This is a genomic window from Brucella sp. GW823-FHT04E01, from assembly GCF_058796175.1.
In genome coordinates, this window is the sequence record NZ_JBXAIK010000005.1 from 126,640 (window position 1) to 151,261 (window position 24,622).

Here is a 24,622-nt window from a genome sequence, read left to right on the forward strand (position 1 = left end):
AGAAAGGAAGTGCCGTGATGCGGCTTTTATCTTTGCTGGCCTTTTCAATCTCCACAGCCCTCGCTTTCACGCCTTCTGCGCAGGCGAAGGACAAGCTCACTGTTTATACCTATGACAGTTTCGTTTCCGAATGGGGTCCGGGCCCGAAGATCAAGGAAAACTTCGAGAAGGAATGCGATTGCGAAGTGGACTGGATCGCTTCGGCCGACGGTGTCGCGCTGCTCAACCGCCTGAAGCTTGAAGGTGGCAATACCAAAGCCGATATCGTCCTCGGTCTCGATACCAATCTGACGACCGAAGCACGCGCCACCGGCTTTTTTGCTCCAAGCGGCATCGACCAAAGCAATGTGAGCATTCCGGGCGGGTTCAAGGACGATATCTTCGTTCCCTATGATTATGGCTACTTCGCCGTGGTCTACGATTCGGAAAAATTGCCCAATCCGCCCAAAAGCCTGAAAGAACTGGTGGAAGGCGATGCTTCCCAGAAGATCGTGCTGCAAGACCCGCGCACGTCGACGCCAGGGCTGGGCATGTTGCTCTGGATGAAATCGGTTTATGGCGACGAAGCGGAAGCGGCCTGGCAGAAACTGCAGAAGCGTATTCTCACCGTCACACCCGGCTGGTCGGAAGCCTATGGTCTTTTCACCAAGGGTGAAGCGCCGATGGTGCTGTCCTATACAACGTCTCCCGCCTATCACATGATTGCGGAAAAGACGGAGCGCTATAAGGCTCTGGCCTATCCGGAAGGTAATTATCTCCAGATCGAGCTGGCCGCCCAGACCACCACTGGCGCGAAAAATCCACTGGCGCAAAAGTTCCTGGCTTTCATGACCAGCCCCGGCTTCCAGGATGTTATTCCTGAAACCAACTGGATGTATCCAGCGGGCAAGACATCCACCCCGCTTCCAGCCGCTTTCTACGCGATGCCGAAGCCGGAAAAGACGCTTCTCCTGCCTTCCGACGAAGTAGCCAAGAACCGGAAGTCATGGGTCGATGAATGGCTGGCGGCAACCAGTAAATGACGACATTCCCGGCACAGCACCGCTCGAAAGACGCCCCCGCCGCCAGACCGGCTGCGGGCGTACTGGCGCTTGTCTTTCTGGTCGTGCTTGCCGGTGGTGCGCTTGTCGCACTGGCATTCGAAGCGGGCCGCGGTGGTTTTGACGCCGCGGTTAATTTCGACACCTATCTGTGGCGGGTTGCGCGCTTCACGATCCTGCAGGCGATCGCTTCAAGCCTGCTTTCCGTGCTGTTTGCTGTTCCGGTTGCCCGTGCACTTTATGCCGAAGCGAGCTTTGCGGGGCGCGGGCTTATTCTGCGCCTGTTTGCCCTGCCGCTTGCTCTGCCTGCACTCGTCGCAGTGCTCGGCGTCACCAGCATCTATGGTCGCAACGGGTTCATTGCGCATCTGTCAGAAGCCGCAGGCCATCCGTTCCAACCGGACATTTACGGTATTACGGGCATATTGATCGCCCATGTTTTCTTCAACATGCCGCTCGCTGTCCGTCTCATTCTTGCAGGCTACGACTCGATACCAACCGATTACTGGAAACTATCCGCGCAGCTTGGCATGGGCAATGGAGCGCGCTTCCGGCTCATCGAATGGCCCGTAATCCGGCGCAATCTGCCGGGCATGATCGGCCTCCTGTTCATGCTCTGCGTGACGAGTTTCACAACTGTGCTGACGCTGGGCGGCGGACCGCGTGCCACCACGCTGGAAGTCGCAATCTATCAAAGCTTGCATTTCGATTTTGATCCGGGTCGCGCGGTCGCCCTCACCTTCACACAGCTTGCATTGACGTTGCTGGTCCTTCTGGCCCTGCGGATGACCGGTAGTCCGTCTGAAGAAGGCTTCACCCACGCGGCGACACCGCGACGCTACGGCAAGGCGTCAACGGCTGAACGTGTTGCGAACGTCATCGTCATTGGCATAGGTTTCCTCTATGTCGCACTGCCGATTGCCGGCGTTGTCATCTCCGGCCTCGCCGCAGATCTTGCGCGACTTCTGACCGAGAGAACAGTCTGGCGCGCCATTGGCACCAGTCTGGCCCTCGGTTTTTCTGCGGCATTGCTCTCGGTCATCCTGTCACTTGCGCTTGTGTCGGCACGTGAAGCGATGAAAAAAAGCAAGGTCGCCAGTACTTTCGATACGGGTGCCAGCCTGATCCTCGTCATGCCGCCTATCGTCATCGGTGCCGGCTGGTTCATCCTGCTTCGTCATTTCACCGATCCGTTCGCGATGGCACCGTTTATGGTCGTCACCGTCAATGCGGCCATGGCCATGCCCTTTGCCGTGCGTCTTCTACGCCCCGCATGGGATACGGCAGCAAGCCGCCACAACCGGCTTTGCGCACTGTTGGGCATTCGCGGCATCAGCCGTTTCCGGCTCATCGACTGGCCTTCGATCCGCAAGCCTTTCGGCATGGCCTTCGCCTTTGCCATGGCACTTTCCCTTGGCGATCTCGGCACGATTGCCCTGTTTGGCAGTGACGCGCTTTTGACGCTGCCCTATCTCCTCTTGCAGCGCATGGGCAGCTATCGCACATTCGACGCGGCAGGTCTGGCGCTTATTCTCGGGCTGCTTTGCCTCGTATTGATGATGATCGCGGATCGCGCATCCCGAAAGGAAACGCCTTCTCTATGAATGCCCGGATGGATGCCCCGATGAACCCCCTTGCCGAAATTCGCCTTGATGACGTTCGTTTCAGCTATGGTGAAACCGCCATGCATTTCGATGCGACGATAGAGGGCGGTGTTATTGCTGCAATTGTCGGACCAAGCGGTTCGGGCAAGTCGACACTTCTCAACCTCATTGCCGGTTTCGAATTTCCGCAATCCGGTCGCATCTTCATCGGCGATAAAGACGTCAGTGAACTTTCGCCAGCGGATCGACCTGTTTCAATGGTGTTTCAGGAAAACAACCTGTTTGCCCATCTGACCGTCGAACAGAATGTCGGCCTCGGACGTTCACCGAACCTGAAGCTCTCCGCGCAAGACCACACCGATATTGCGGAGGCTTTGTCGCGTGTCGGGCTCGCAGGCAAAGAACAGCGCAAGCCGGAAGCGCTTTCCGGTGGCGAACGCCAGCGCGTGGCGATTGCCCGGGCTCTTATACGCCAGCGCCCGGTTCTGCTCCTCGACGAAGCCTTTGCCTCGCTTGGCCCGGCGCTGCGACACCAGATGCTGGATCTGGTCAGGGAGCTTCAACTTGAAACCCGTATGACGGTGCTGATGGTGACCCATACGCCTGAAGATGCGCTCTATCTCGACGCGGTGTTGCTTTTTCTCGACAATGGCCGGATTTCCGCAATAGGCCCCGCCACTGAACTACTCTCTTCGACTGGACCGGAAGCATTGCGGCACTATATCGGCGAAAAGCGGAATTCGACGCTAAACCTCAAATAGAGTTACGGTTGCGGACATATTTTGTTCGCAATCTGCCGGAAGAACCGGCTACAGCTTTCTTATAGTGCCCATGTACGGCTTGTACGCTTTCTGGTCTGTGGCTAGATTTGGCCCCGGATCAAGCAATCTGATTCAGAAGCGAGGATAAAATACTGTTCCGTCAATCGACCCGTTCCCGGGCCTTCCTGTGTCTACCCATCTCCCTGCCAGAATGGACGCAGCACAATTGGCGGAAACCAGCCATCGGTCTTGGCTTGCTTGCGGTCGCCCTGATTTCCGGTTGCCAGTCGATCAATTCCAGCAAGGATCTTGGACTGCAGCCTTCCGACAATCCCGTGACGGTCGACAATGTGACGCGCAATGACCGGCTGGCGCAGCTCGGTGCGCAACAACATCCGCGCATTCTCGCGACCTATGGCGGCGAGTACAAGGACCAGAGGCTTGAACGTATGGTGGCCAAGATCGTCGGCAAGCTGACGACGGTTACCGACAAGCCGGACCAGACCTATCGCATCACCATTCTCGATAGTCCCAATATCAATGCCTTCGCATTGCCGGGCGGCTATCTCTACGTTACACGCGGCCTGCTTGCACTCGCCAACGACTCTTCCGAAGTCGCAGCCGTGATTGCCCACGAAATGGGCCATGTCATCGCCAATCACGGCATTCTGCGGCAGGAGAAGGAGGCGGAGACGGCCATCGCCGGGCGCGTCGCCAGCGAAGTCCTGCATAATGAATCTGCCAGCCGCGAGGAGGCGCTGCGCGGCAAGCTGCGGCTTGCCCAGTTCTCGCGTAATCAGGAACTGCAGGCGGATGCCATCGGTATCAAGATGATCGGCGAAGCCGGTTACGATCCGTTCGCTTCGGCGCGTTTCCTGCAATCGATGGAAGCCTATCAGGGCTTTCGTTCGGTTTCGGGCGCGACCGATGCCAGCCTCGACTTTCTCGCAAGCCATCCGGCAACGCCGCAGCGCATCCAGCTTGCGCTTGGTCATGCACGCCGCATCGGCGCACCCGGCGTCGGCACAACTGATCGCGATTCCTTCCTCAACGGAATTGATGGCCTTCTCTACGGCGACTCGCCCAATGAAGGTTATGTCCGCGAACAGACCTTCATCCATCCGAAGCTCGGTGTCACTTTCCGCGCACCAGATGGCTTCACCATCGACAATTCGGCCAATGCGGTCATGGCAAGCGGCCCCGGCGAAGTTGCCATTCGTTTCGATGGCGCATCTCTTCCGGCGGGATCAAACCTTGCCGACTATATCCGCTCGGGCTGGGTAACCGGTCTCGACGACAGTTCGATCCAGACCACCACCATCAACGGTTTGCCCGCCGCAACTGCGCGCGCCAGCGCCGACCGGTGGCAGTTCGACATTGTGGTCATCGGTGCAAACAACAAGGTCTATCGCTTCCTGACAGCAGCACCGAAAGGCAGCAACGCCCTTCTGCCTGCTTCGCAGACGGTCACACAGTCCTTCCGCTTGCTGTCGCCTGCCGAACAGAACGCCATCAAGCCGCTGCGCATCCGCGTCGTGACGGTGAAGCCGGGCGACACGCTGGCCAGCCTGTCGGCACGCATGCAGGGCACCACCCGCAAACTGGAACTGTTCCGCCTTCTCAATGCCATGTCGGCAGGGGCGACGGTTTCGGTCGGCGACCGCGTGAAGCTGATCAGCGAGTAGGTCGTGATGACGGAAACACGCATCCACTCTGTCCTTGCCGGAAAAATCGCTCCTCTCGGACCGCGTAGCGTTCCAAGCGGCATCGACAAGCAGCCGGTTACTGGCAAAGTCCGCGTGACTTTCGAGGGGCTGGACTGCGATGCGCAGGGCGACCGGAAAGTGCATGGTGGACCGGAAAAAGCGCTCCATCATTATCCGCATGATCATTATGCGGTCTGGCGCGAAGAAATCGGCGAAAACCCGCGTCTGAGCGCGCGTGGCGCCTTCGGCGAAAACATCTCCACATCGGGTCTGAACGAGCACAATGTCGCCGTGGGCGACAGGTTCCGGCTCGGCAGCGCACTTGTCGAGGTTTCACAGGGCCGCCAGCCCTGCTGGAAACTAAACGAATGCTTTGCAACCGCCGACATGGCCGTGCGCGTGCAGAAGACGGGGCGGACAGGCTGGTATTATCGTGTTCTGGAAGAAGGCAATGTTGAAGCTGGCGATTCGATGATCCTCGTCGACCGCCTTTCACCAAACTGGACACTGCATCGTGTCTGGCACCTGCTTTATGTCGACACGCTGAACTATGACGAACTGTCCGTGATGGCGGAGCTTTCGCACCTCGCCGACAGCTGGAAACGCTATGCCGTGCGCCGCCTCGAAAATCGCAAGGTCGAGGACTGGTCGTCGCGGCTTGAAGGCAAGGCCACCGAACCACAAAAGTAAGGAGCCGTTCGGCCCCTCACTTGTGTTGCCCTGATTGTAACAGCTTATGCCTGATAGGCAGCCAGTTCGTGCTGGCTCAACAAGGCAATCTTCAGCTTCTCCATCGCACGGCTTTCGATCTGCCGCACCCGCTCCTTGGAAATACCAAGCTTTTCGCCCAGCGCTTCGAGCGTCACGCCGTCATCATCAAGGCGACGCTCGCGGATGATGTGCAGCTCGCGCTCATTCAGCGTATCGAGCGCTACATTGAGCCATTGATTGCGACGTTCCATATCGATGGAGCTTTCAGCGACCTCATCCTGCAAGGGATGGTCGTCAACCAGAAAATCCATGCGGCGGGCTGCGCCCGATTCCTCGTTGTTCACTGGTGCCGACAAGGAGCTATCCGGCCCCGAAAGACGGCTGTCCATGATCTCGACATCGCTTGTCGAAACGCCCAGCTGATCGGAAATTTCGCGATACATCTCGGCCTTGGTCATATTGTCGTCGGACTGAGCCAGTTTTGAACGAAGCCGTCGCAGATTGAAGAACAGCGCCTTTTGCGCCGAACTTGTTCCGCCGCGCACGATGGACCAGTTGCGCAGGATATAATCCTGCATAGACGCACGAATCCACCACGATGCATAGGTCGAGAAGCGCACTTCCCGTTCGGGGTCAAAACGGGCAGCGGCTTCAAGAAGGCCGACATAGCCTTCCTGGATGAGATCGTTCATCGGCAGTTTGAATTTGCGGAAGCGCCCGGCCATAGAAATGACCAGTCGCATATGTGCGGATGTTATGCGGTGAAGTGCTTCCTGATCTTTCAGTTCCTTCCAGCGAATAGCGAGGGCTCGCTCCTCTTCGCGCTCCAGATAGGGAGCCGACATTGCGCTGCGGATCATGGATTGGGAAGAGGCTGCTGTCGCTGGGAGGCTACGCGCAACCATAGGCATGCGATTGGCTGGAACTGCGGAAGAACTGCTCATGGATGACTGCTTCATCTGGTTCTCCTGTTCTGAACTCACGCCCATCGGGCGTTCAGTGGAAGGATATGCCAGTCCCACAAAGACTCATTGGACGAACTTGCGAATTCGCCCAAAACTCCCCGCCAGGCCCATTCTTTGGCCAAAGTAGTTACGCCGCAAAACAAACCCGTTTACGAACTGGTGTCTGGGAGAACGCGTCAGCTGCGATCAGGTTCCCATCAAGCAAGGATAAATCTCTGACAATGCAGGAAGATGACTAGGAAGGTTAATGACTGGCTGCAAAATTCAATAGAATTTTAACCAAGTGGCCCACTCAAAAAGCGGGCCACTTGTCAGAGCGCGTTTAGATCTGCGTCAGTCCTCCGTCGACGACAAGGTCTGTTCCCGTCGAGAAGCTGCTTTCGTCCGATGCAAGGAAAAGGGCTGCAGACGCCAGCTCTTCCGGACGCCCCAGACGTCCCAGCGGCACATAAGCGGCACTGTTCGTGCGATACGCCGCTGCTTCCTCCGGTGTTGTGACCTGCGACTCAATAATGGGAGTGTCTATCGGCCCAGGGCTTAGCGTGTTCACCCTTATCTTGTTTGCAAGTAGTTCCGCCGCCGCCGAACGCGCGAGAGATCGCACCGCCGCCTTCGTAGCATTATAGACGCTGTAGCCCGGCGTTCCCTTGCTTGTCATACATGTAGAAAGAAGAATGATCGAACCACCGTCACGCATCACGGGAAGAGCTCCCTGGACGGTGAAGTATGTACCTTTCACATTGATATCGAACATCTTGTCGAAGTGATCTTCCGAAGCATCGCGGATCGAACTCAATTCCACAACGCCGGCATTGGCGACGAGAATATCGAGACCACCCTCCTCGTTCTGGACTGTTTCAAATAGCCGATCCAAGCTACCCAGATCGGATATGTCGGCCTGAATTGCCGTCGCACCTCGTCCCAGCTTATTTACGGCGGCTTCAAGTTCCGCCTTGCGACGACCAGCAATATAGACAGTCGCACCTTCCTTGATAAAGCGCTGTGCGATGGCAAATCCAATACCGCTGGAACCACCTGTGACAACGGCGACTTTGGAAACGAGCTTACCCATGAAATCCTCGCTTGGGTTCGTTGAACGACAGGGAGCCGCAGGTCCATGAGCGATATTGCGCATACCCTGCCTGACAGCTAGATATGACGAACCCGTGGAGGTTTAAACTGAAGATTAACGCACAACCCTCGTGAGAAAACGCACCATGGATCACTGGAATGAGGTTCGCATGTTTCTCGCGGTCGCTCAGGGCGGCACGGTTCGCGCTGCAGCAGATGCGTTGGACGTCAATCATGCCACGATCATACGTGGTATCAGTCGGCTGGAAGAAACACTGGAAACAAAACTGTTCGACAGGCTGGCGTCCGGATACCGGCTTACGGATGCGGGAAGCGACATTGTTGAACTCGCAGGACAGATGGCGACAGCCTCATCCCAGATCGAGGCTCGGATTTTTGGGCGCGATCAGCGTGTCTCCGGGCCTCTGAGGTTCACGCTCCCGATTTCAATGGCGACTGACCTGCTGATGCCATCCCTCGCAGATTTCAAGGCCGCCTATCCAGACATTGCACTGGAAATCCTGAGCTCGACGTCAATGATTAATCTCGTCAACCGCGAAGCTGATGTCGCTTTGCGTGTAGTCGTTGGCGGAAAGACGCCACCCGACAATTTATACGGAACAAGACTCTGCCAATTCCACATGGCATTCTACATTCATCGAAATCTGATGACACAATCTTCACCAGCTTCCGCAACCTGGTTGCTGGGACCAAACGAAAATGCTCCATCAGATTGGGAGGCAGCGACCGGGATTAAAATGGCTGCCAATCCGGTCCGCTTTGCGGAGATAGGATCACAGTTTCAAGCAACGCGGGCTGGGATGGGCATCTCGTTTCTCCCATGCTTTCTTGGCGATAGCGAACCGAAACTCATGCGCGTACCCGGAACCGCCAGTTCCTGTGTAGGCGATATCTGGCTGCTGACCCATAGCGATACCCGACAAACAAGGCGCGTCCGCCTGCTATGCGATCACGTGCGAAGGGCAATACAGGGATTTGTGGGTCTATTGAATGGCCAAGCGATATCTTAGCAGGTCAGACACCGACATCCCCCAGACATACAAGGGCAAACAACTCATGAGCGCTGAGCCAACAGATCGAGCAAATCGGTCAGTCGCTCGACGCAATGCATTTTGAAGCAATCTGCTTTCCATCACACGGAGAATGACGCAGGCGAACTCTTCTCAATGGAGAAAAAAAGCCCGGCTATAATGCCGGGCCTTTTTGAAAGAAAGAGAAGTAAAGCTGCTTATGCCGCTTCAACTTCATCGTCATCGAGGTCTGCTTCAGCGTCGGCTTTGCCGCGCTTCGGTCCCTTGGCGAGATTCGCTTCGATCAGACGAACAGCTTCGGTTTCCGAAAGCTTGTTCACGGCAGCGATTTCGCGCGCCATACGATCAAGGGCAGCTTCATAAAGCTGGCGTTCCGAATAAGACTGTTCCGGCTGGTTCTCAGCGCGGAAAAGATCGCGAACGACTTCCGAGATCGAGATCAGATCGCCGGAATTGATCTTTGCATCATATTCCTGGGCGCGGCGCGACCACATGGTACGCTTCACACGTGCGCGGCCCTGTACGACCTTGAGTGCACGTTCAACATAGTCGGTCTCCGACAGCTTGCGCATACCGATGGAAGCGGCTTTGGCAACCGGCACCTTCAGGCGCATCTTGTCTTTTTCGAAATCGATTACGAAAAGCTCGAGCTTGTGGCCTGCCACTTCCTGCTCTTCGATAGTGACGATCTGACCAACGCCATGAGCCGGATACACGATGGCCTCACCGGCCTTGAAACCGCCACGCGCTACTGGAGACTTTTTCTGCTGGGATGACATACGCTTCATTACTCCCTGTTGTGCCCGGCGCGACCCGCCGGTTGACACATGATGTTCGACCGCGCTCCGGAGAAATGAAGCACGGAAGTTGTTTGTCGGCTTGGAACTGAAACCGTATCTGACGGCAAATCTAGCCGACCGGGTGTACGGTGAGGGGGACGACGCCAAATCGCAATCATCTTCCCCGGTGCCATCAGCCCGGTACTAAAGATCAGCCCTTTCAGAGATTAACGCATAGCGCCACGAATTGACGTCCAGTCACCGAAATTATTGGAGCAACCTAACACAATTTCGCGAAAGAATCAACAAATTGCCAAATATGTCGTATCTGGCAATGCAACACGCCTAAAATATGGGCGTTTTCCCGTGATTTCATTCGTCTTTTGCCGATGCATTGCAGAAAAAGCAAGTGATAAATCCTGCATTCCTGTAATGTCGGACAACCTGGCAGTCTTGCCAGGCTGAACCTACATGTTCCTGGAGCGCAAAGTCTTCCGGAACGAAGACATACTTATACAATACCGTCCAGCTCGCAACAGCCTGCAAGCAGTACCTGCAATACTGGCCGGGTATTAGTCACCGCTACCAGGCTCGGCGGAGAAATACTTCTCCAGTTTGCCAGCCACACCGTCCATTTCCTTGGCCTCCGGCAGGGCATCTTTCTTCGCGGTAATATTGGGCCATTTTGCCGCATATTCCGTATTCAATTCCAACCACTTGTCGAGGCCCGGCTCGGTGTCGGGGCTGATCGCCTCGGCAGGGCATTCCGGTTCACATACGCCACAGTCGATGCACTCGTCGGGATTGATGACGAGCATGTTTTCGCCTTCGTAGAAGCAATCGACCGGACAGACCTCGACGCAGTCCGTATATTTGCAGCGAATGCAATTATCGGTCACGACATACGTCATCGTCGAACTCCTGTTGCCGCCCGAATTCCAGAACAGGCGGCTTATCTATCCTACAGCTTTGCGCCGATACTCCGGCAAGCCGACAATCGGCTCGGGGCTTTGGAATATCTCGCCACGAAGTCACTGTGCACGGAAATGGTTGCGGGTCTCAGCCCATGCCCTTTTATGACAATGCGTGAGGTAGCGATTTTATCCTGCCGTGACAAGGGTACAAACGCCGCAATGTCACGAAGTCACGCACATCTGAAACAGCATTTCGTTTGAAGGCTTTTACGTGGAAAAGGCTTTCGCCGGGACAGTTCAACACGCAATTTCCATCACCGCCAAAAGATGCCTGCGGCAACGCGTCCGTATCAGTTTCCGCGCAAACGATCCGTTTCACGGCGTTCTTTCTTGGTCGGGCGCCCGGCTCCGCTCTCACGTTGCGGCGTTACCGCCTCCGCCGCCATCGCAGTAGCAGATACCGGTGGCGGCGAAAGATCTTCATAAAGAAGCTGGGCTTCAGGCGCCGGACCGCGGCGCTCACCTGGAGCAACGATCTTGTAAACGAGGATACGACGGTCGAGTGTGATGGTCAGCACATCGCCAACCTTCACCTGATGAGCGGCCTGCTCAATCTTGTCACGGTTGACCCGGACCTTGCCGCCGACGGCGAGTTTCGCCGCCAGCGATCTTGATTTGACCACGCGCGCGAAGAACAGCCACTTGTCGATTCGCTGTCTTGCGCCCGCTTCTGCAGTCATCTTACTTCTTCATCTGCTCTTTCAGAGCAAGAAGCTTGGCGAAAGGCGAATCGGGATCGATACGTGCAGGACGTTCCTGCTCCACACGTTTGCCGCCCTGATGACCATGATCGCGCTTCGGCTGACGCTGATTGCCACCACGGAAGTCACCCTTGGAACCTTCGCGCTTGCCTTCGCCGTCATGACGCTTTTGCTTGTCGAAGCGCTTGCCGCCACGATCATTGCGCGCCTGCTGCTCTGCTCCGCCTTCCGACTTGCGTGCTTCGCCGCCCTGATCGCGGTTCTGATGACCACGATTCTGGTTACCGCGATTTTGACGCTGACGGTTCTGATCCTGATTGCGGTTGCGGCCTTCAAAACGCCCCTGACGCCACAGAAGAACAGGCTTCGGTTCTTCAACCACCGCTTCTGCGATTTCACCTGCCGGTTCGGTTTCTGCCGCTACAGATGCAGCTTCTTCCGCTTTGGCTTCGGTTTCCGTCTCAGCGACAACAACCGCCGGTGCGGGCACAGGTTCAGCCGCTGGCACAGCAGGGTTCTCAGCCTCTGCGACCGGCGAAACGCCAGCTTCCTTGGCGGCAGCTTCAGCCGCGAAAGCATCCAGCTCAGCAAGCTTCGCCGTGACGGCAGCGGCTTCCATGGCCTCGTGACGATAGCCGAGGCTCTTCAGGATTTCTTCCATATCGTCGGTGGTCGCACCGAGAATGGACATCATGGCAGGCGTGACGATGAACCGTCCGCCGTCATAAGCGCCATCCGGACGCGCACCGGACCCCGGACGCCAGGCAAGCGCCGGACGGATCAGATCAGCAAGTCGTTCCAGAATATCGATGCGCACGGCACGACGGCCCAGCACGCGATAGCCTGCCAGACGGTAGAACATCGGATCGAACGCCGGATCGACCACGACCGACGTGCGGCCAGCCGCCAACACATTCACGACGTCGCCATAACCGGCCCGTTCGCGGCCATCATTCTTGAGCGCCCAGAGCAGCGTGATGAGGCCAGCCGGAGCGGGCTTCAGCAGCATGGGCATGAATACGTGATAGGCGCCGAAACGCACACCGAGACGGCGTAGCGCCGCGCGCGAATCCTGATCGAGCCCACGCACTTCCTCTGCCACATCGCGGCGCGGAAGAATGCCAAGGTTCTCGACGATCTGGAAAGCAAGGCCGCGTGTCATGCCGGTCAGGGCATCAGCGGCAGCCAGATCGGTGAGCGGCTTCAGAACGGTTTCGATATGATGGGCGACGAACCGTTCGATACGCGCGGCAACCTTGTCGCGCGCCGCTCCGGTAAGTTGTTCGTCGGCCAGGATCACCGCGCGCGGCTTCAGCAGGTCATCACCTGCAACCAGCGTTGCGACCGTTGCACCAACCCAGCGCATAACGCCATCCGAGCCGAGCGCGAAATCGCCGTTCGGCGCAGCAGCAAAGCGCTCCGCGCGGCGTTCGAACTCGGCGGCCAGCGCCTTTTGTGCAGCCGACTTCACCGCCTTTGCGTCCGGCCCCTCGGCCTGAACGTCAGCGGTAAAACGGAATCCTTCCAGTTGCCCGACATTGTGGCCTTCGACAATCACGTCTCCGGCAGGGCTGATTTCTGCTTCAAGCATGGCATTCTCTCTCAGGCGCCTCATAAGCACGCTTGTCCTGCGGTCTACAAAGCGTTTCGTCAACCTTTCATGCAGCGCGTCGGACAATCTGTCCTCAATTTCGCGCGTCTTTTCCTGCCAGTGTGTCGGATCGGCAAGCCATCCCGGCCTGTGCGACACAAAAGTCCAGGTTCGAATTTGCGCCACACGATGCGACAGGGTGTCAATTTCCCCCTCTGTGCTATCGGCGCGGCGCACCTGTTCGCTCATATAATCTTCATCGACGCTCCCTCGGCGGACAAGATCCTGATAGATGGTTGCAATGATATCGGCATGCTGCGCCGGCGCGATCTTGCGATAATCGGGCAGCGCGCAGGCGTCCCACAAAAGCTCAATGCGTGCCGGTGTCTTGGCAAGCCGCACAATCTCTTCGTCTTTCGACAAATTTTCAAGCGCTTGTTGATCGACGGCTGGCAAAGCCTTGGCCAATCCTTCGATCGGCGCGGGCGTTTCCAGAGAAAATCGCAGGGAATCGAGTGTTGAAAAGTCGAAACGGGCCGTTCGCCACTGCAGGACCTTCACCGGATCGAAATTATGCGCTTCCACCCGCTCGACCAGTTCTTCGTCAAACGGATGCACCTGCCCCGTCACGCCGAAGGTGCCGTCACGCAGGTGTCGGCCCGCACGCCCGGCGATCTGTCCCACTTCTGCGGGCGTCAGATCGCGGAACTGATAGCCGTCGAATTTGCGATTCTGCGCAAAGGCAACATGGTCGACATCCAGATTGAGCCCCATCCCGATAGCATCGGTCGCCACCAGAAAATCGACATCGCCCGACTGGTAAAGCTCTACCTGTGCATTGCGTGTGCGCGGGCTGAGCGCGCCCATCACCACCGCCGCCCCGCCGCGCTGGCGGCGGATCAGTTCGGCAATCGCATAAACCTCGTCGGCGGAAAAGGCGACAATGGCGGAACGGTTCGGCAGGCGGGTAATCTTCTTGGACCCTGCATAGGCCAGATGCGACAGGCGCGGACGCGTCACCACATTGATGCCACGCAGAAGCTTTTCCAGAATGCCGCGCATGGTTCCTGCACCAAGCAGGAGCGTCTCCTGCCGTCCGCGCAGATGCAGGATGCGGTCGGTGAATATATGGCCCCGCTCCAGATCACCGGCGAGCTGCACTTCATCGATGGCCACGAAAGCCACATCGGTGCGGCGCGGCATGGCCTCAACCGTGCAGACGGAATAGCGCGCGCCGGGCGGCACGATCTTTTCCTCACCTGTGACCAGCGCGACATTGGCCGCACCAACCCGTTCCACGACGCGGTTATAGACCTCGCGCGCCAGAAGGCGCAGCGGCAGGCCGATCATCCCGCTTCCATGCGACAGCATGCGTTCGATGGCCAGATGCGTTTTGCCGGTATTGGTCGGCCCAAGCACCGCAGTCACATCGCGGCCACTCAAGGTCAGCGGCAAATCATGGGCAGGGAGTTGGTTCATGCCAATAATCGGGTTCCCGGTACAAGCGCCCGTCACGGGCTGGATGCTGGTTCTTGCGATAGCACTATACGACCTGCACCGGAAGCGCTCCTGTTAAGTTTCAATATGGACGAGTTGCCAGCCTTTCGGCGACCGATACGCATCCGGTCAATAACTTGTCGATTAACGATTGGAACGACTCTGGAACGAATCGGCGACGAATCGCTGACTCGGATAGCTTCGCCTTTTGTTCACGGCAACATATAGTAAGCCTAACACAAAACCCCACAATATGATGAATCGGATGTTCCGCTTTTCTGTGTTTTCCTGACGCGAAACGACACCGCCGTTAACTTTTGGCAAAACCTGTCAACAGGCTGTTCCGGTAGCAAGGCGATTCTTCAGAAAATCTTAATGATTACTGATAGTTCGTTAATCCCTGAACGGTTGCGAACACGATCTTCATTAACCTTCAGGCCAAAGCCGGAACGAATCGGCGACGAATCGCTGATCCGCAAAGTTTCTCCATTTGTTCTCACCACATCTGGTGTTCAAAGTGCCCGACACACCATAGAAAATCGAAACCAGACGAACCTTGATGAGCATTTCTTCGATTTCGCATTAACTTTTCCGGCAATTCCGTATGCCCGACCCCGCCGATTTCAAACGTCTCATTGCGGAAACAAAAAGGCGAACGGAGCTATTTCTCCGCCCGCCTCTGTTCTGATAAAGGCGAAGGTCAGTCGCGCTCGACGCACAAGGCAACGCCCATGCCGCCGCCGATGCAAAGTGTCGCCAGACCGCGCTTGGCATCACGGCGCTGCATTTCGTAAAGCAACGTTGTCAGAACGCGCGCGCCGGAGGCACCTATCGGATGTCCGATCGCAATTGCTCCGCCATTGACATTGACGATATCCGGGTTGAGGCCAAGATCACGGACAACGGCGCAGGACTGCGCAGCAAAGGCTTCGTTGGCTTCGACCAGATCGAGATCACCGACGCTCCAGCCTGCCTTTTCCAATGCCTTCTTCGTCGCCGGAATCGGCCCCGTTCCCATGATCGACGGATCAACGCCAGCCGTCGCCCAGGAAACGATGCGAGCCAGCGGCTTCACACCACGTTTGGCAGCCTCATCCGCATCCATCAGAACGACAGCCGCAGCGCCATCGTTAATCCCGGATGCGTTACCCGCTGTAACCGTTCCTTCCTTGTCGAAAGCCGGTCTCAGCTTGGTCAGAGCCTCCATCGTCGTACCGGGACGGATATATTCGTCTACTGAGACAACTACATCCCCCTTGCGACCTTTCACGGTGAAGGGAACGATTTCATCCTCGAACCTGCCGGCAGTCTGTGCAGCTTCCGCCTTCTGCTGGGAGGCCAGTGCGAACTCATCCTGATCGGCGCGGGTCAACTGCCACTGGCGGGCGATATTTTCCGCCGTGATCCCCATGTGGTAGCCATTGAAGGCATCGGTCAGGCCGTCCTTCAGCATGGTGTCGATCATCTTGAAGTCGCCCATCTTCACGCCCGAACGCAAATGCGCGCAATGCGGCGCCATGGACATGGATTCCTGGCCGCCTGCCACGATGATCTTGGCGTCGCCGGAAAGAATCTGCTGCATGCCGAGCGCGACCGCCCGCAAACCCGAACCGCATAGCTGGTTGATCGAGAAGGCCGTTGTCTCCTTTGGGCAACCGGCGTCCATGGCTGCCTGCCGCGCCGGGTTCTGCCCTTCACCTGCCGTCAGCACCTGTCCGAGAATAACCTCGTCCACATCAGTCGCCGCCACACCGGCGCGTTCCAGCGCGCCTTTGATGACCGTCGCACCCAGTTCATGTGCGGGGATATTGGCAAACGCACCGTTGAAAGCGCCCACTGCGGTACGCGCAGCGCTGGCAATGACGATGGCTTTCTGGTCGGACATTCTTTCCTCCTTGAAATGTTGCGCAACACAAAGACCAAAATTCCGGCCTTGGCAAGCTTTGCAGTGCGTCAGCAACCGTCTTCATGAAAATCGATAAAGTGTTTTTCCCATGGCGAGCAGCATTGGAGTGTGCATTGCCGGTCATGATCGCTAAATTACATTTAGCTATAAATAGGAGATTATCCATGCCTTCACTGACGCTCGAACAAGCCAATGGGATTATTGCCGGTGCCTTTGCCAAGGCGGCGGAGCTGAAACTGAAGCCGCTGGCTGTTTGCGTTCTCGATGCGGGCGGCCATGTGAAGGCTTTCCAACGTCAGGACGGCGCGTCCATGCTCCGCTTCGAGATCGGCTCGGGCAAGGCCTATGGCGCGCTTGCGGTCGGCACCGGCTCACGCTGGCTGAACAATCAGGCAAAGGACCGTCCACACTTCCTGGAAGGCCTCTCGGGCGTGTCGGGCGGCAAGGTCGTGCCGGTGCCGGGTGGCGTTCTGATAAAGGATGCAGGCGGCGAAATCCTCGGTGCAGTCGGTATTTCCGGCGACACATCGGACAATGACGAGATTGCAGCCATTTCCGGCATCGAAGGCGCAGGCTTTGCATCTGACGCAGGCTGATTTTCAATAATTGTTCTCGATCAAGGCCGCTTCATGCGGCCTTTTTCATGCAGTTTGCAGAGAAGGCCGCACAAAAGAAAACGCCGCTTCCGGAAACCGGAAACGGCGTTTTTGAAAACCATCTTTCGGCTGCAATGCAGCGTCAGACTTATTCCTTGGCTTCGAGGACCTGACGGCCGCGATACATACCGCTCTTCAGATCGATATGATGCGGACGACGAAGTTCGCCCGAGTTCTTGTCCTCGACATAAGTCGGGGCCTTGAGAGCGTCAGCCGAACGGCGCATGCCGCGCTTCGACGGAGACGTTTTTCGTTTTGGTACTGCCATGGATCCAGCTCCACTGATCGGTCAATAAACGTCCGGCACGGCCCCGAAGAGCCTGTCACATCGGACAAAATTCCGGAAAGTCACGTGCCTATACACGCTCTAACGGCATTTGACCAGCGGGAGTCTTATCTTTTTTTCGTATCATGCATTTATTGCACGCAAACCACATAGGGACCGGACCGTGCGGCGCGTCCGGCTACGATCCGGGCAATGCGCTGCATGTTGCGCGTCGGCTTGGCGGGGTTGCGCAAGGCCGGGTTTGGCAACGTGACGGCAAGCAGTGCGGATTGCTGCGCATTGAGTTTTGCTGCCGGGCGCTTGAAATGATGCTGGGCTGCGGCCTCGATTCCGTAAATGCCCGGTCCCCACTCGGCGATATTGAGATAGATTTCCATAATGCGCTTTTTGGACAGAATACCGTCGGCAGCCAGCGCCAGCGGAAATTCGAGCCCCTTGCGGACATAGGAGCGCCCATTCCACAGGAAGAGGTTCTTCACGGTTTGCATCGTGATCGTGGAAGCGCCGCGGCTCGGACCGCCCTCGCCCGTATCGTCCAGAACCAGCCCCAGCTGATGCCAGTCCACCCCGCCATGGCTGCAGAACTGGCCGTCCTCGGCCATCATTACCGAATTGACGAGAACCGGCGCGATATCGTCGATACTGACCCATCTACGGTCCACGCCCTGAAACAAAACATAGTCCTTGACCATCAGGGTCGAGATCGGGCGGACAAAGGGTACGGAATAGACGAAAAGCAGGAAAATCGGCAGCACGGCCAGAATCACCAGAATCTTGAGCGCGAGAGCAATCCGGGCACCCCAAACAGGATCCGCCAGATAATTGCGTCCATCTTTGCTCTTGATGATGATTTTTGCCACTGCCACCGCCTGCTACCTTCCCCCAAGCGACATAAACCATTCCTTAATAAGTTTGAACCGGATTCCATAATCCAACCGGGGAAACAAGTCGAAACACGCCGTTTCGTGACGTTCAAATGAAAAAGCCTGTGCTGATCGTTGTGGCCAGTTGACCAAATCAGCGCTTTCGTCCATCCCCTTTGACATGGAAAAGCTGTCGACCGATTTCACCGCCATTCTCAACCGTCGTGCCATGGAAGTAGAAATGGCACTGACGGGCCTTCTGGACCAGCGCCTCAAGACGGGAGAAATCGCCCGCCCCGAACGGCTGCTCGCCGCCATGCGGCACGGTGTCCTGAACGGTGGCAAGCGCCTCCGGCCTTTTCTCGTTGTCGAAAGTGCCGCTTTGTTCGGCAAAGGTGGCAACGCCGTTCTGCGTGTTGCTGCCGCGCTCGAATGCATTCACTGCTATTCGCTTGTCCATGACGATTTGCCAGCCATGGATGACGATGACCTGCGGCGCGGCCAGCCGACCGTGCACAAAGCATTTGATGAAGCTGCCGCCATTCTGGCCGGTGACGGCCTTCTGACCTATGCTTTCGACATCATCTCGTCGGATGAAACCGATCTCGATGCAGCAATTCGCCTGCAACTGGTTTCAGCGCTCGCCCGCGCATCCGGTCTCGGCGGCATGGTGGGCGGACAGGCTCTCGATCTGATGGCCGAAACCAGCAAGCCTGACGAAGCCGGCATCATCACGTTGCAGGCAATGAAGACTGGCGCATTGATCCGTTTCGCCTGCGAGGCCGGAGCCATCATCGCCAATGCATCCAGCGAAGACCGCGAGCGCATGGCCGAATTCGGCTCCGCTATTGGCCTTGCCTTCCAGCTGGCGGACGATCTTCTGGACGTGACCGCTGACGCCGAGGCGATGGGCAAGGCCACTGGTAAAGATGCCGCCGCCGGAAAGGCCACGCTGGTTTCACTCCACGGCATCGACTGGACCCGCAAGCAACTGTCCGGACTGGTTACCCAGGCGGAAAGCTTGCTGGCACCCTTTGGCAAGGACGCAGATATCCTGAAACAGGCCGCCCGCTTCATCGCCGAACGGCAGAGCTAGACCATGTCTCCCGCAAGCGGAAACCGATTTTGCTCAGGATAATGCGTAAAAACAACGATTTAAAGATCGTCTTCACGTACCTTGACGATAACCACATCGTCAGCGGAAAGCATGCGCCCGTCCTGAGAACGCACATCAAGCGCGGCCACGTCCTCGCCTGAAACGCTGTCGACAAGACGCGAATGAGTTTCACCCGGCGCAAAGAGATGCTTTTCTCCCCATTGCCTGAGCGACACGATGACAGGCAGCAGATCGCGCCCTTTTGCCGTCAGGCGATACTCCTGATGCGCGCCGCCATTAGGGTCTGGCACGGATTCCATGATTCTCTCTCCCGTCAGCTTGCGCAGACGTTCCGAGAGAATATTGCGGGCGATTCCGAGATTCTTCTGAAAGGCGCTGAAACGTGTCACGCCGTCGAAGGCTTCACGGACGATCAGCAGCGACCACCAGTCGCCGATCACATCAAGCGCGCGTGCACTCGGGCAATAATCGCCTTTCATGCTTTTCTTTCGAACCATGTTAACTCCACAGATTGCAATCTGGTTGCAATATAAAACCTTTTTAGCTACAAGCAAAATGGTTTCATTTTAAAACCGTTTTGCAGGAGTCCGTCATGCAACCTTCAACCCACGCGGCCGCAACGCTGTCCGCGAACCCTGATGCACGCCCTTTGCTTTCCTCGACTACCCTTTTTCTGTTTGCGGCTGCAAGCGGACTGGCGGTAGCCAATGTCTACTTTGCTCACCCGCTGCTCGATGTGATGGCTGACGACCTTGGCCTCAAACGCTCAACAGCAGGCCTCATCGTCGCCGCCAGCCAGCTCGGCTATGCAATCGGCTTGATCTTTCTCGTCCCGCTTGGCGACCTCTTCAACCGGCGAAAGCTGATCATCACGCATTTCCTTCTGTCGGTCCTGTCCCTGATCGCAATCGGCTTTGCGGCCAATGCCACCGTGCTTCTGGTCGCCATGGCCACTATGGGCCTGCTCGCCGTCGTCACACAGGCACTTGTCGCCTATGCGGCCAGCCTCGCAGCACCGGCGCGACGCGGCCATGTGGTTGGCATCGTAACCAGCGGCATCGTGCTCGGCATATTGCTGGCGCGCGCGATAGCTGGCGCCCTCACCGACATTGGCGGCTGGCGCAGCGTCTACTTCGTTTCCTCTATTCTCACGCTTTTGATCGCGCTCCTGCTGTGGCGCAGCCTGCCCGACCAGAAGCGGCGGCCGACCAGCGTCAGCTATCCGGCACTCATTCTGTCGCTTGTGACGCTGTTTCGCTCCGAGCCGGTACTGCGCATTCGCGCCATCATAGCCATGCTGATCTTCGCCAATATTACCACTTTGCTCGCACCACTGGTCATGCCGCTCAGCGCACCACCCTTCGAACTGAGCCATGCTGAGATCGGTCTGTTCGGACTGGCAGGTGCTGCCGGAGCGCTTGCCGCGTCGCGTGCTGGCGGTGTTGCCGACCGGGGTTATGCCCAGCGGATGACAGGCATCGCTTTGCTGCTGATGTTCGTGTCATGGGGTCTGATAGCCTTGCTGGAACATTCACTGCTCTGGCTAATCGCAGGTGTGCTGATTATCGACTTCGGCCTTCAGGCTGTCCACGTCACCAATCAGGCGATGATCTACCGTGTACGCCCAGACGCGCAGAACAGACTCACCGCCGCCTATATGGTTTTCTATTCCATCGGCAGCGCAAGCGGTTCGGCGGTTTCAACTTGGGTCTATGCTTATGCAGGCTGGAATGGCGTTTGCCTGCTTGGCGCAGGCATCAGCCTTGTCACGCTCATCTTCTGGGCAGCAACATTAAAGGCTACACCAGAGACCGCTACGCGCGCGGTCACCTGTACCGCTTAGTTCTGGCCAGCAGCGATTTTCTGATCAAGTCCGAAGCGGTTCTCGATGTAATCGGCAACCATTTTCTGGAAGTCCTCGGCAATAGCAGGACCGCGCAACGTCGTGACTTTCTTGCCATCGACAAAGACCGGTGCGGACGGCGTTTCGCCCGTGCCGGGAAGCGAGATGCCGATATCAGCGTGCTTCGATTCACCCGGCCCGTTGACAATGCAGCCCATCACGGCGACCGACAGCGCTTCCACGCCGGGATATTTCTCGCGCCAGACCGGCATGTTGCGGCGGATATCGTCCTGAATGGTCTGGGCCAGTTCCTGGAACACGGTCGACGTCGTGCGACCGCAACCGGGACACGCCGCAACGATCGGAATAAATTGCCGGAAACCCATGGTCTGCAGAAGCTCTTGTGACACCTGCACTTCACGGGTGCGGTCGCCGCCGGGTTCCGGGGTAAGCGAAATGCGGATTGTGTCGCCGATGCCCTGCTGCAACAGGATACCCATGGCCGCCGACGAGGCGACAATGCCCTTGGTGCCCATGCCGGCTTCAGTGAGGCCCAGATGCAGCGCATGATTGGAACGCTGCGCCAGCATCGTATAGACGGCAATCAGGTCCTGCACCTGACTGACCTTGGCCGACAGGATGATCTTGTCGCGGCCAAGACCGATCTCTTCGGCAAGATTGGCGGAAATCAGAGCCGACTGCACAATGGCCTCGCGCATGACTTCCTGCGCGCTCAATGGCGCGCCCGCATCCTGATTACGATCCATCAGCGTGGTCAGGAGTTCCTGATCGAGCGAACCCCAGTTCACGCCGATGCGCACCGGCTTGTCATAGCGGATCGCCATTTCGACGATATCGGCGAACTGCTTGTCCTTCTTGTCCTTGAAACCGACATTGCCCGGATTGATGCGATATTTTGCAAGTGCTTCCGCACAGGCCGGATGATCGGCCAGCAGCTTGTGACCAATATAATGGAAGTCACCGACCAGCGGCACATCATGCCCCAGACGTTCCAGCCGTTCGCGGATTTTAGGCACGGCAGCAGCCGATTCATCGCGATCCACCGTGATGCGCACGATTTCCGAACCGGCACGGTGAAGTGCAGCCACCTGCGCGACCGTAGAGTCCACATCCGCTGTGTCCGTGTTGGTCATTGACTGCACGACGACGGGCGCACTGCCGCCGACGATAACGCCACCGACACTGACGCCAACCGACTGGCGACGAGGAAATGGATGCGAAAAATAGCTGACGGCCTCGGAAGACATTTTGCTCTGTTCTTAACTGTACCTGTTCTCAGGTGGCGCAGCGCGACGCGAATGTCAACGCCCGCCTATATTGAGGCCCGCATATATCTGGGTCTGCGTATATCCGGCTCTCGCTTTATATAATCGCTTGCCGTTGCCTTGTCGCCCTCTCATTATGTCACCGGGAACAAGGAGGAAATCACGCATGAATGCTGCATCTGCCTGCAAGACCGCAATCGTCACCGGATCGAATTCCGGGATCGGCCTCGGTATAGCCCATGCGCTGGCGGCGGCAGGACACAACGTCGTGATCAACTCATTCACCGACCGTGAGGAGGATCATACCCTCGCACGCAAGCTCGGCGAGGAACATGGCGTCAGCGTGGTCTATATTGCGGCCGACATGTCGAAGGCCGACCAATGCCGCGCACTGATCGCAGAAACGGTAAAGCAATTCAGCAGTGTGGACATTCTCGTCAACAACGCCGGTATCCAGCATGTATCTCCCGTCGAGGAGTTTCCGGCCGAACAATGGGACCGCATCATCGCGATAAACCTGACATCGGCCTTTCACACCTCGGCTGCCGCGATCCCGCATATGCGCAAGACTGGCTGGGGCCGCATTATCAATATCGCTTCAGCCCACGGCCTCGTGGCATCGCCGTTCAAGTCGGCTTATGTTGCCGCCAAGCATGGCATTGTCGGCTTTACCAAAACACTGGCGCTGGAACTTGCAACCGCAAAGATCACGGCCAATTCCATCTGTCCCGGCTATGTGCTGACGCCGCTTGTCGAAGCGCAGATACCGGACCAGATGAAGGCCTACCACATGGACCGCGAAACCGTGATCCGCGAAGTGATGCTAGATAAGCAGCCGACGAAGGAATTCGTCACCACCGCACAGATCGGCGCCCTTGCCGCTTTCCTCGCAAGCGATGCGGCAGCGCAGATCAATGGCGCTGCCATTCCCGTCGACGGCGGGTGGACTGCCGAATAGCGCATCTCGAAAAGTGGAAACCGGTTTTCGGATAAGATGCGCGTCATTAAGAAAGTTCAGTGCTTATGATCCGCGTATCGGGCCAGACTTGAAAAGGCCAGCACGACCAGCAGCAAGACCGGAAGCGCCAGAAACACCACGCCAAAGCCGCTATGCTTGGCAACAAAACCGATCAGCGACGGCGCCACCAGCATGCCGGAATAACCAAGCGTCGTTGCGATGGACAGGCCGACACTCGGATTGACGCCCGGCATGTTACCAGCCATCGAGAAGGCGATCGGCACCATGTTGGAAATACCGATCCCGCAGATCGCGAAGCCGATAATCGCCGTTGCTGAGCTGTTTCCGAAACCGACGATCAGCATGCCGATGATTGCAATGATCGTGCAGGCACGAAGGGTTTTGACTGCACCGAACCGGTCGCGGACCAGATCGCCTGCGAAACGCATGATGGCCATTGAGCCCGAGAAAGCTGCGAAGCCGAAGCCTGCCACCGTGACGGAAGCACCCAGATCCTGGCGCATATGATAGGCGCCCCAATCGAGAATCGCCCCTTCCGGCACCATGGAAAACAGCGCCATGACACCGACAAGCCATGGCAGAGGATTACGCGGCAAGGTCAGCTTCTGCTTTTCGCCGCTTGGATGATGATGCTCCGTGTCCGGGATGATCGAAGGCCATGCGATAGCAATCAGGATTGCGGCGACAATTGTCGTCACCAGCGCATGAACGGTCGATCCGAATTGCGCGATAAGAAAGCCGCCTGTCGCAGCACCGATGAGGCCGCCGAGGCTCCAGAATGCATGGCAGGACGACATGATTGCCCGGCGCATTTTTTTCTCGACCGCAACCGCATTGGCATTCATCGACACATCCATCGCAGCCATGGTTCCGCCGAAATAGAACATCACGATCACAGCCGTGACCACATTCGGCACCAGTGCGATGATGAGCAGCGCCGGGATAAAGGCGAGTGCAAAAATGCGCACCACCATGCCCGAACCGCGATGCGCTGAAAGCGCACCTGCGACCGGCATCATGGCCAGAGAACCAAGGCCGAAGACGAGGATCATCAACCCCATGCCTGCACTATCAAGTCCGAGGCGTTCGGCAAATTCCGGAATTTTCGGGGCCCAGCCGCCGAAAATATAGCCGTTCATCAGAAAGAGTAGCGCAACGGCAATCCGCTCTCTGGTTACAATCGGCGCACGCGCAGGCGCCGCATCTTCGCGTCCGGAAACCTGTTCCATCTGTC

22 protein-coding genes are annotated in these 24,622 nt (G+C 57.3%); 10 read left to right on the forward strand and 12 right to left on the reverse strand.

The window, feature by feature from the left end; all coding sequences use genetic code 11:
- Positions 1-17 precede the first annotated feature (17 nt).
- The 5 genes from thiB (at position 18) to AC1RHM_RS20385 (ending at position 5,801) form a co-directional block, all read left to right on the forward strand.
- Positions 18-1,022, forward strand: a complete 1,005-nt coding sequence (thiB, locus tag AC1RHM_RS20365; protein WP_010661431.1) for a thiamine ABC transporter substrate binding subunit — start codon at positions 18-20, stop codon at positions 1,020-1,022.
- Positions 1,019-2,644: a thiamine/thiamine pyrophosphate ABC transporter permease ThiP gene (gene thiP, locus AC1RHM_RS20370; RefSeq protein ID WP_010661432.1), complete on the forward strand. Its 1,626-nt coding sequence runs from the start codon at positions 1,019-1,021 to the stop codon at positions 2,642-2,644. The genes thiB and thiP overlap by 4 nt, the downstream gene beginning before the upstream one ends.
- Before the next feature lie 20 nt (positions 2,645-2,664).
- Entirely contained in the window at positions 2,665-3,405 is a 741-nt protein-coding gene (thiQ, locus tag AC1RHM_RS20375; protein ID WP_029376278.1) for a thiamine ABC transporter ATP-binding protein, read from the forward strand.
- Positions 3,406-3,608: 203 nt separating this feature from the next.
- Entirely contained in the window at positions 3,609-5,090 is a 1,482-nt protein-coding gene (gene cdlP, locus AC1RHM_RS20380; RefSeq protein WP_029376279.1) for a cell division protease CdlP, read from the forward strand.
- Positions 5,091-5,096: 6 nt separating this feature from the next.
- The gene (locus tag AC1RHM_RS20385) at positions 5,097-5,801 is read left to right on the forward strand and encodes an MOSC domain-containing protein (protein ID WP_010661435.1); all 705 of its coding nucleotides are present in this window, start codon (positions 5,097-5,099) and stop codon (positions 5,799-5,801) included.
- A gap of 44 nt (positions 5,802-5,845) precedes the next feature.
- On the opposite strand, the gene AC1RHM_RS20390 is transcribed toward AC1RHM_RS20385, so the two are convergent.
- Both AC1RHM_RS20390 and AC1RHM_RS20395 read right to left on the reverse strand, forming a co-directional pair.
- Entirely contained in the window at positions 5,846-6,781 is a 936-nt protein-coding gene (locus tag AC1RHM_RS20390) for an RNA polymerase factor sigma-32 (protein ID WP_010661436.1), read from the reverse strand.
- 328 nt (positions 6,782-7,109) lie between these two features.
- A complete protein-coding gene (locus AC1RHM_RS20395) occupies positions 7,110-7,859 on the reverse strand; it encodes an SDR family NAD(P)-dependent oxidoreductase (RefSeq protein WP_010661437.1) in 750 nt (249 codons plus the stop codon).
- Positions 7,860-8,004: 145 nt separating this feature from the next.
- Here AC1RHM_RS20395 and AC1RHM_RS20400 point away from each other — a divergent pair, with 145 nt between their 5' ends.
- The gene (locus AC1RHM_RS20400; protein WP_010661438.1) at positions 8,005-8,889 is read left to right on the forward strand and encodes a LysR family transcriptional regulator; all 885 of its coding nucleotides are present in this window, start codon (positions 8,005-8,007) and stop codon (positions 8,887-8,889) included.
- A gap of 218 nt (positions 8,890-9,107) precedes the next feature.
- Here AC1RHM_RS20400 and AC1RHM_RS20405 read toward each other — a convergent pair whose 3' ends face one another.
- The 5 genes from AC1RHM_RS20405 to AC1RHM_RS20425 form a co-directional block, all read right to left on the reverse strand.
- A complete protein-coding gene (locus tag AC1RHM_RS20405; protein ID WP_006471273.1) occupies positions 9,108-9,689 on the reverse strand; it encodes a CarD family transcriptional regulator in 582 nt (193 codons plus the stop codon).
- A gap of 572 nt (positions 9,690-10,261) precedes the next feature.
- Positions 10,262-10,600 carry a ferredoxin FdxA gene (gene fdxA, locus AC1RHM_RS20410; RefSeq protein ID WP_006467781.1) on the reverse strand — a complete coding sequence of 113 codons (339 nt, stop codon included), beginning with the start codon at positions 10,598-10,600 and terminating at the stop codon, positions 10,262-10,264.
- A 353-nt stretch (positions 10,601-10,953) separates the two neighbouring features.
- A complete protein-coding gene (locus tag AC1RHM_RS20415) occupies positions 10,954-11,343 on the reverse strand; it encodes an RNA-binding S4 domain-containing protein (RefSeq protein WP_010661439.1) in 390 nt (129 codons plus the stop codon).
- Between the two features lies 1 nt (position 11,344).
- Positions 11,345-14,434, reverse strand: coding sequence for a helicase-related protein (locus AC1RHM_RS20420; protein ID WP_010661440.1), 3,090 nt, complete (start codon positions 14,432-14,434; stop codon positions 11,345-11,347).
- 718 nt (positions 14,435-15,152) lie between these two features.
- Positions 15,153-16,337 (reverse strand): acetyl-CoA C-acetyltransferase, encoded by a 1,185-nt coding sequence (locus AC1RHM_RS20425; protein ID WP_010661441.1) that lies wholly within the window; start codon positions 16,335-16,337, stop codon positions 15,153-15,155.
- Between the two features lie 185 nt (positions 16,338-16,522).
- Here AC1RHM_RS20425 and AC1RHM_RS20430 point away from each other — a divergent pair, with 185 nt between their 5' ends.
- Positions 16,523-16,954, forward strand: coding sequence for a GlcG/HbpS family heme-binding protein (locus tag AC1RHM_RS20430; protein WP_010661442.1), 432 nt, complete (start codon positions 16,523-16,525; stop codon positions 16,952-16,954).
- Positions 16,955-17,102: 148 nt separating this feature from the next.
- Here the strand turns inward: AC1RHM_RS20430 and rpmF are convergent, their stop codons facing one another.
- Positions 17,103-17,282, reverse strand: coding sequence for a 50S ribosomal protein L32 (gene rpmF, locus AC1RHM_RS20435; RefSeq protein ID WP_006467787.1), 180 nt, complete (start codon positions 17,280-17,282; stop codon positions 17,103-17,105).
- 149 nt (positions 17,283-17,431) lie between these two features.
- Positions 17,432-18,160 carry a monofunctional biosynthetic peptidoglycan transglycosylase gene (gene mtgA, locus AC1RHM_RS20440; protein WP_029376280.1) on the reverse strand — a complete coding sequence of 243 codons (729 nt, stop codon included), beginning with the start codon at positions 18,158-18,160 and terminating at the stop codon, positions 17,432-17,434.
- A gap of 184 nt (positions 18,161-18,344) precedes the next feature.
- On the opposite strand from mtgA, the gene AC1RHM_RS20445 reads away from it, so the two are divergent.
- Positions 18,345-19,259 (forward strand): polyprenyl synthetase family protein, encoded by a 915-nt coding sequence (locus AC1RHM_RS20445; protein ID WP_010661444.1) that lies wholly within the window; start codon positions 18,345-18,347, stop codon positions 19,257-19,259.
- 59 nt (positions 19,260-19,318) lie between these two features.
- Here AC1RHM_RS20445 and AC1RHM_RS20450 read toward each other — a convergent pair whose 3' ends face one another.
- Positions 19,319-19,777, reverse strand: coding sequence for a winged helix-turn-helix transcriptional regulator (locus tag AC1RHM_RS20450; RefSeq protein WP_029376281.1), 459 nt, complete (start codon positions 19,775-19,777; stop codon positions 19,319-19,321).
- Between the two features lie 95 nt (positions 19,778-19,872).
- Here AC1RHM_RS20450 and AC1RHM_RS20455 point away from each other — a divergent pair, with 95 nt between their 5' ends.
- Complete coding sequence (locus AC1RHM_RS20455) at positions 19,873-21,123, forward strand: MFS transporter (protein WP_010661446.1); 1,251 nt, start codon at positions 19,873-19,875, stop codon at positions 21,121-21,123.
- Here the strand turns inward: AC1RHM_RS20455 and ispG are convergent.
- Positions 21,120-22,391 (reverse strand): flavodoxin-dependent (E)-4-hydroxy-3-methylbut-2-enyl-diphosphate synthase, encoded by a 1,272-nt coding sequence (gene ispG, locus AC1RHM_RS20460; protein WP_010661447.1) that lies wholly within the window; start codon positions 22,389-22,391, stop codon positions 21,120-21,122. The two genes, AC1RHM_RS20455 and ispG, sit on opposite strands and share 4 nt — an antisense overlap.
- Positions 22,392-22,575: 184 nt before the next feature.
- Between ispG and AC1RHM_RS20465 the strand changes: the two genes are divergently transcribed.
- Complete coding sequence (locus AC1RHM_RS20465) at positions 22,576-23,367, forward strand: 3-hydroxybutyrate dehydrogenase (RefSeq protein ID WP_010661448.1); 792 nt, start codon at positions 22,576-22,578, stop codon at positions 23,365-23,367.
- A 56-nt stretch (positions 23,368-23,423) separates the two neighbouring features.
- Here AC1RHM_RS20465 and AC1RHM_RS20470 read toward each other — a convergent pair whose 3' ends face one another.
- Entirely contained in the window at positions 23,424-24,617 is a 1,194-nt protein-coding gene (locus AC1RHM_RS20470; protein WP_010661449.1) for an MFS transporter, read from the reverse strand.
- Positions 24,618-24,622: the final 5 nt, after the last annotated feature.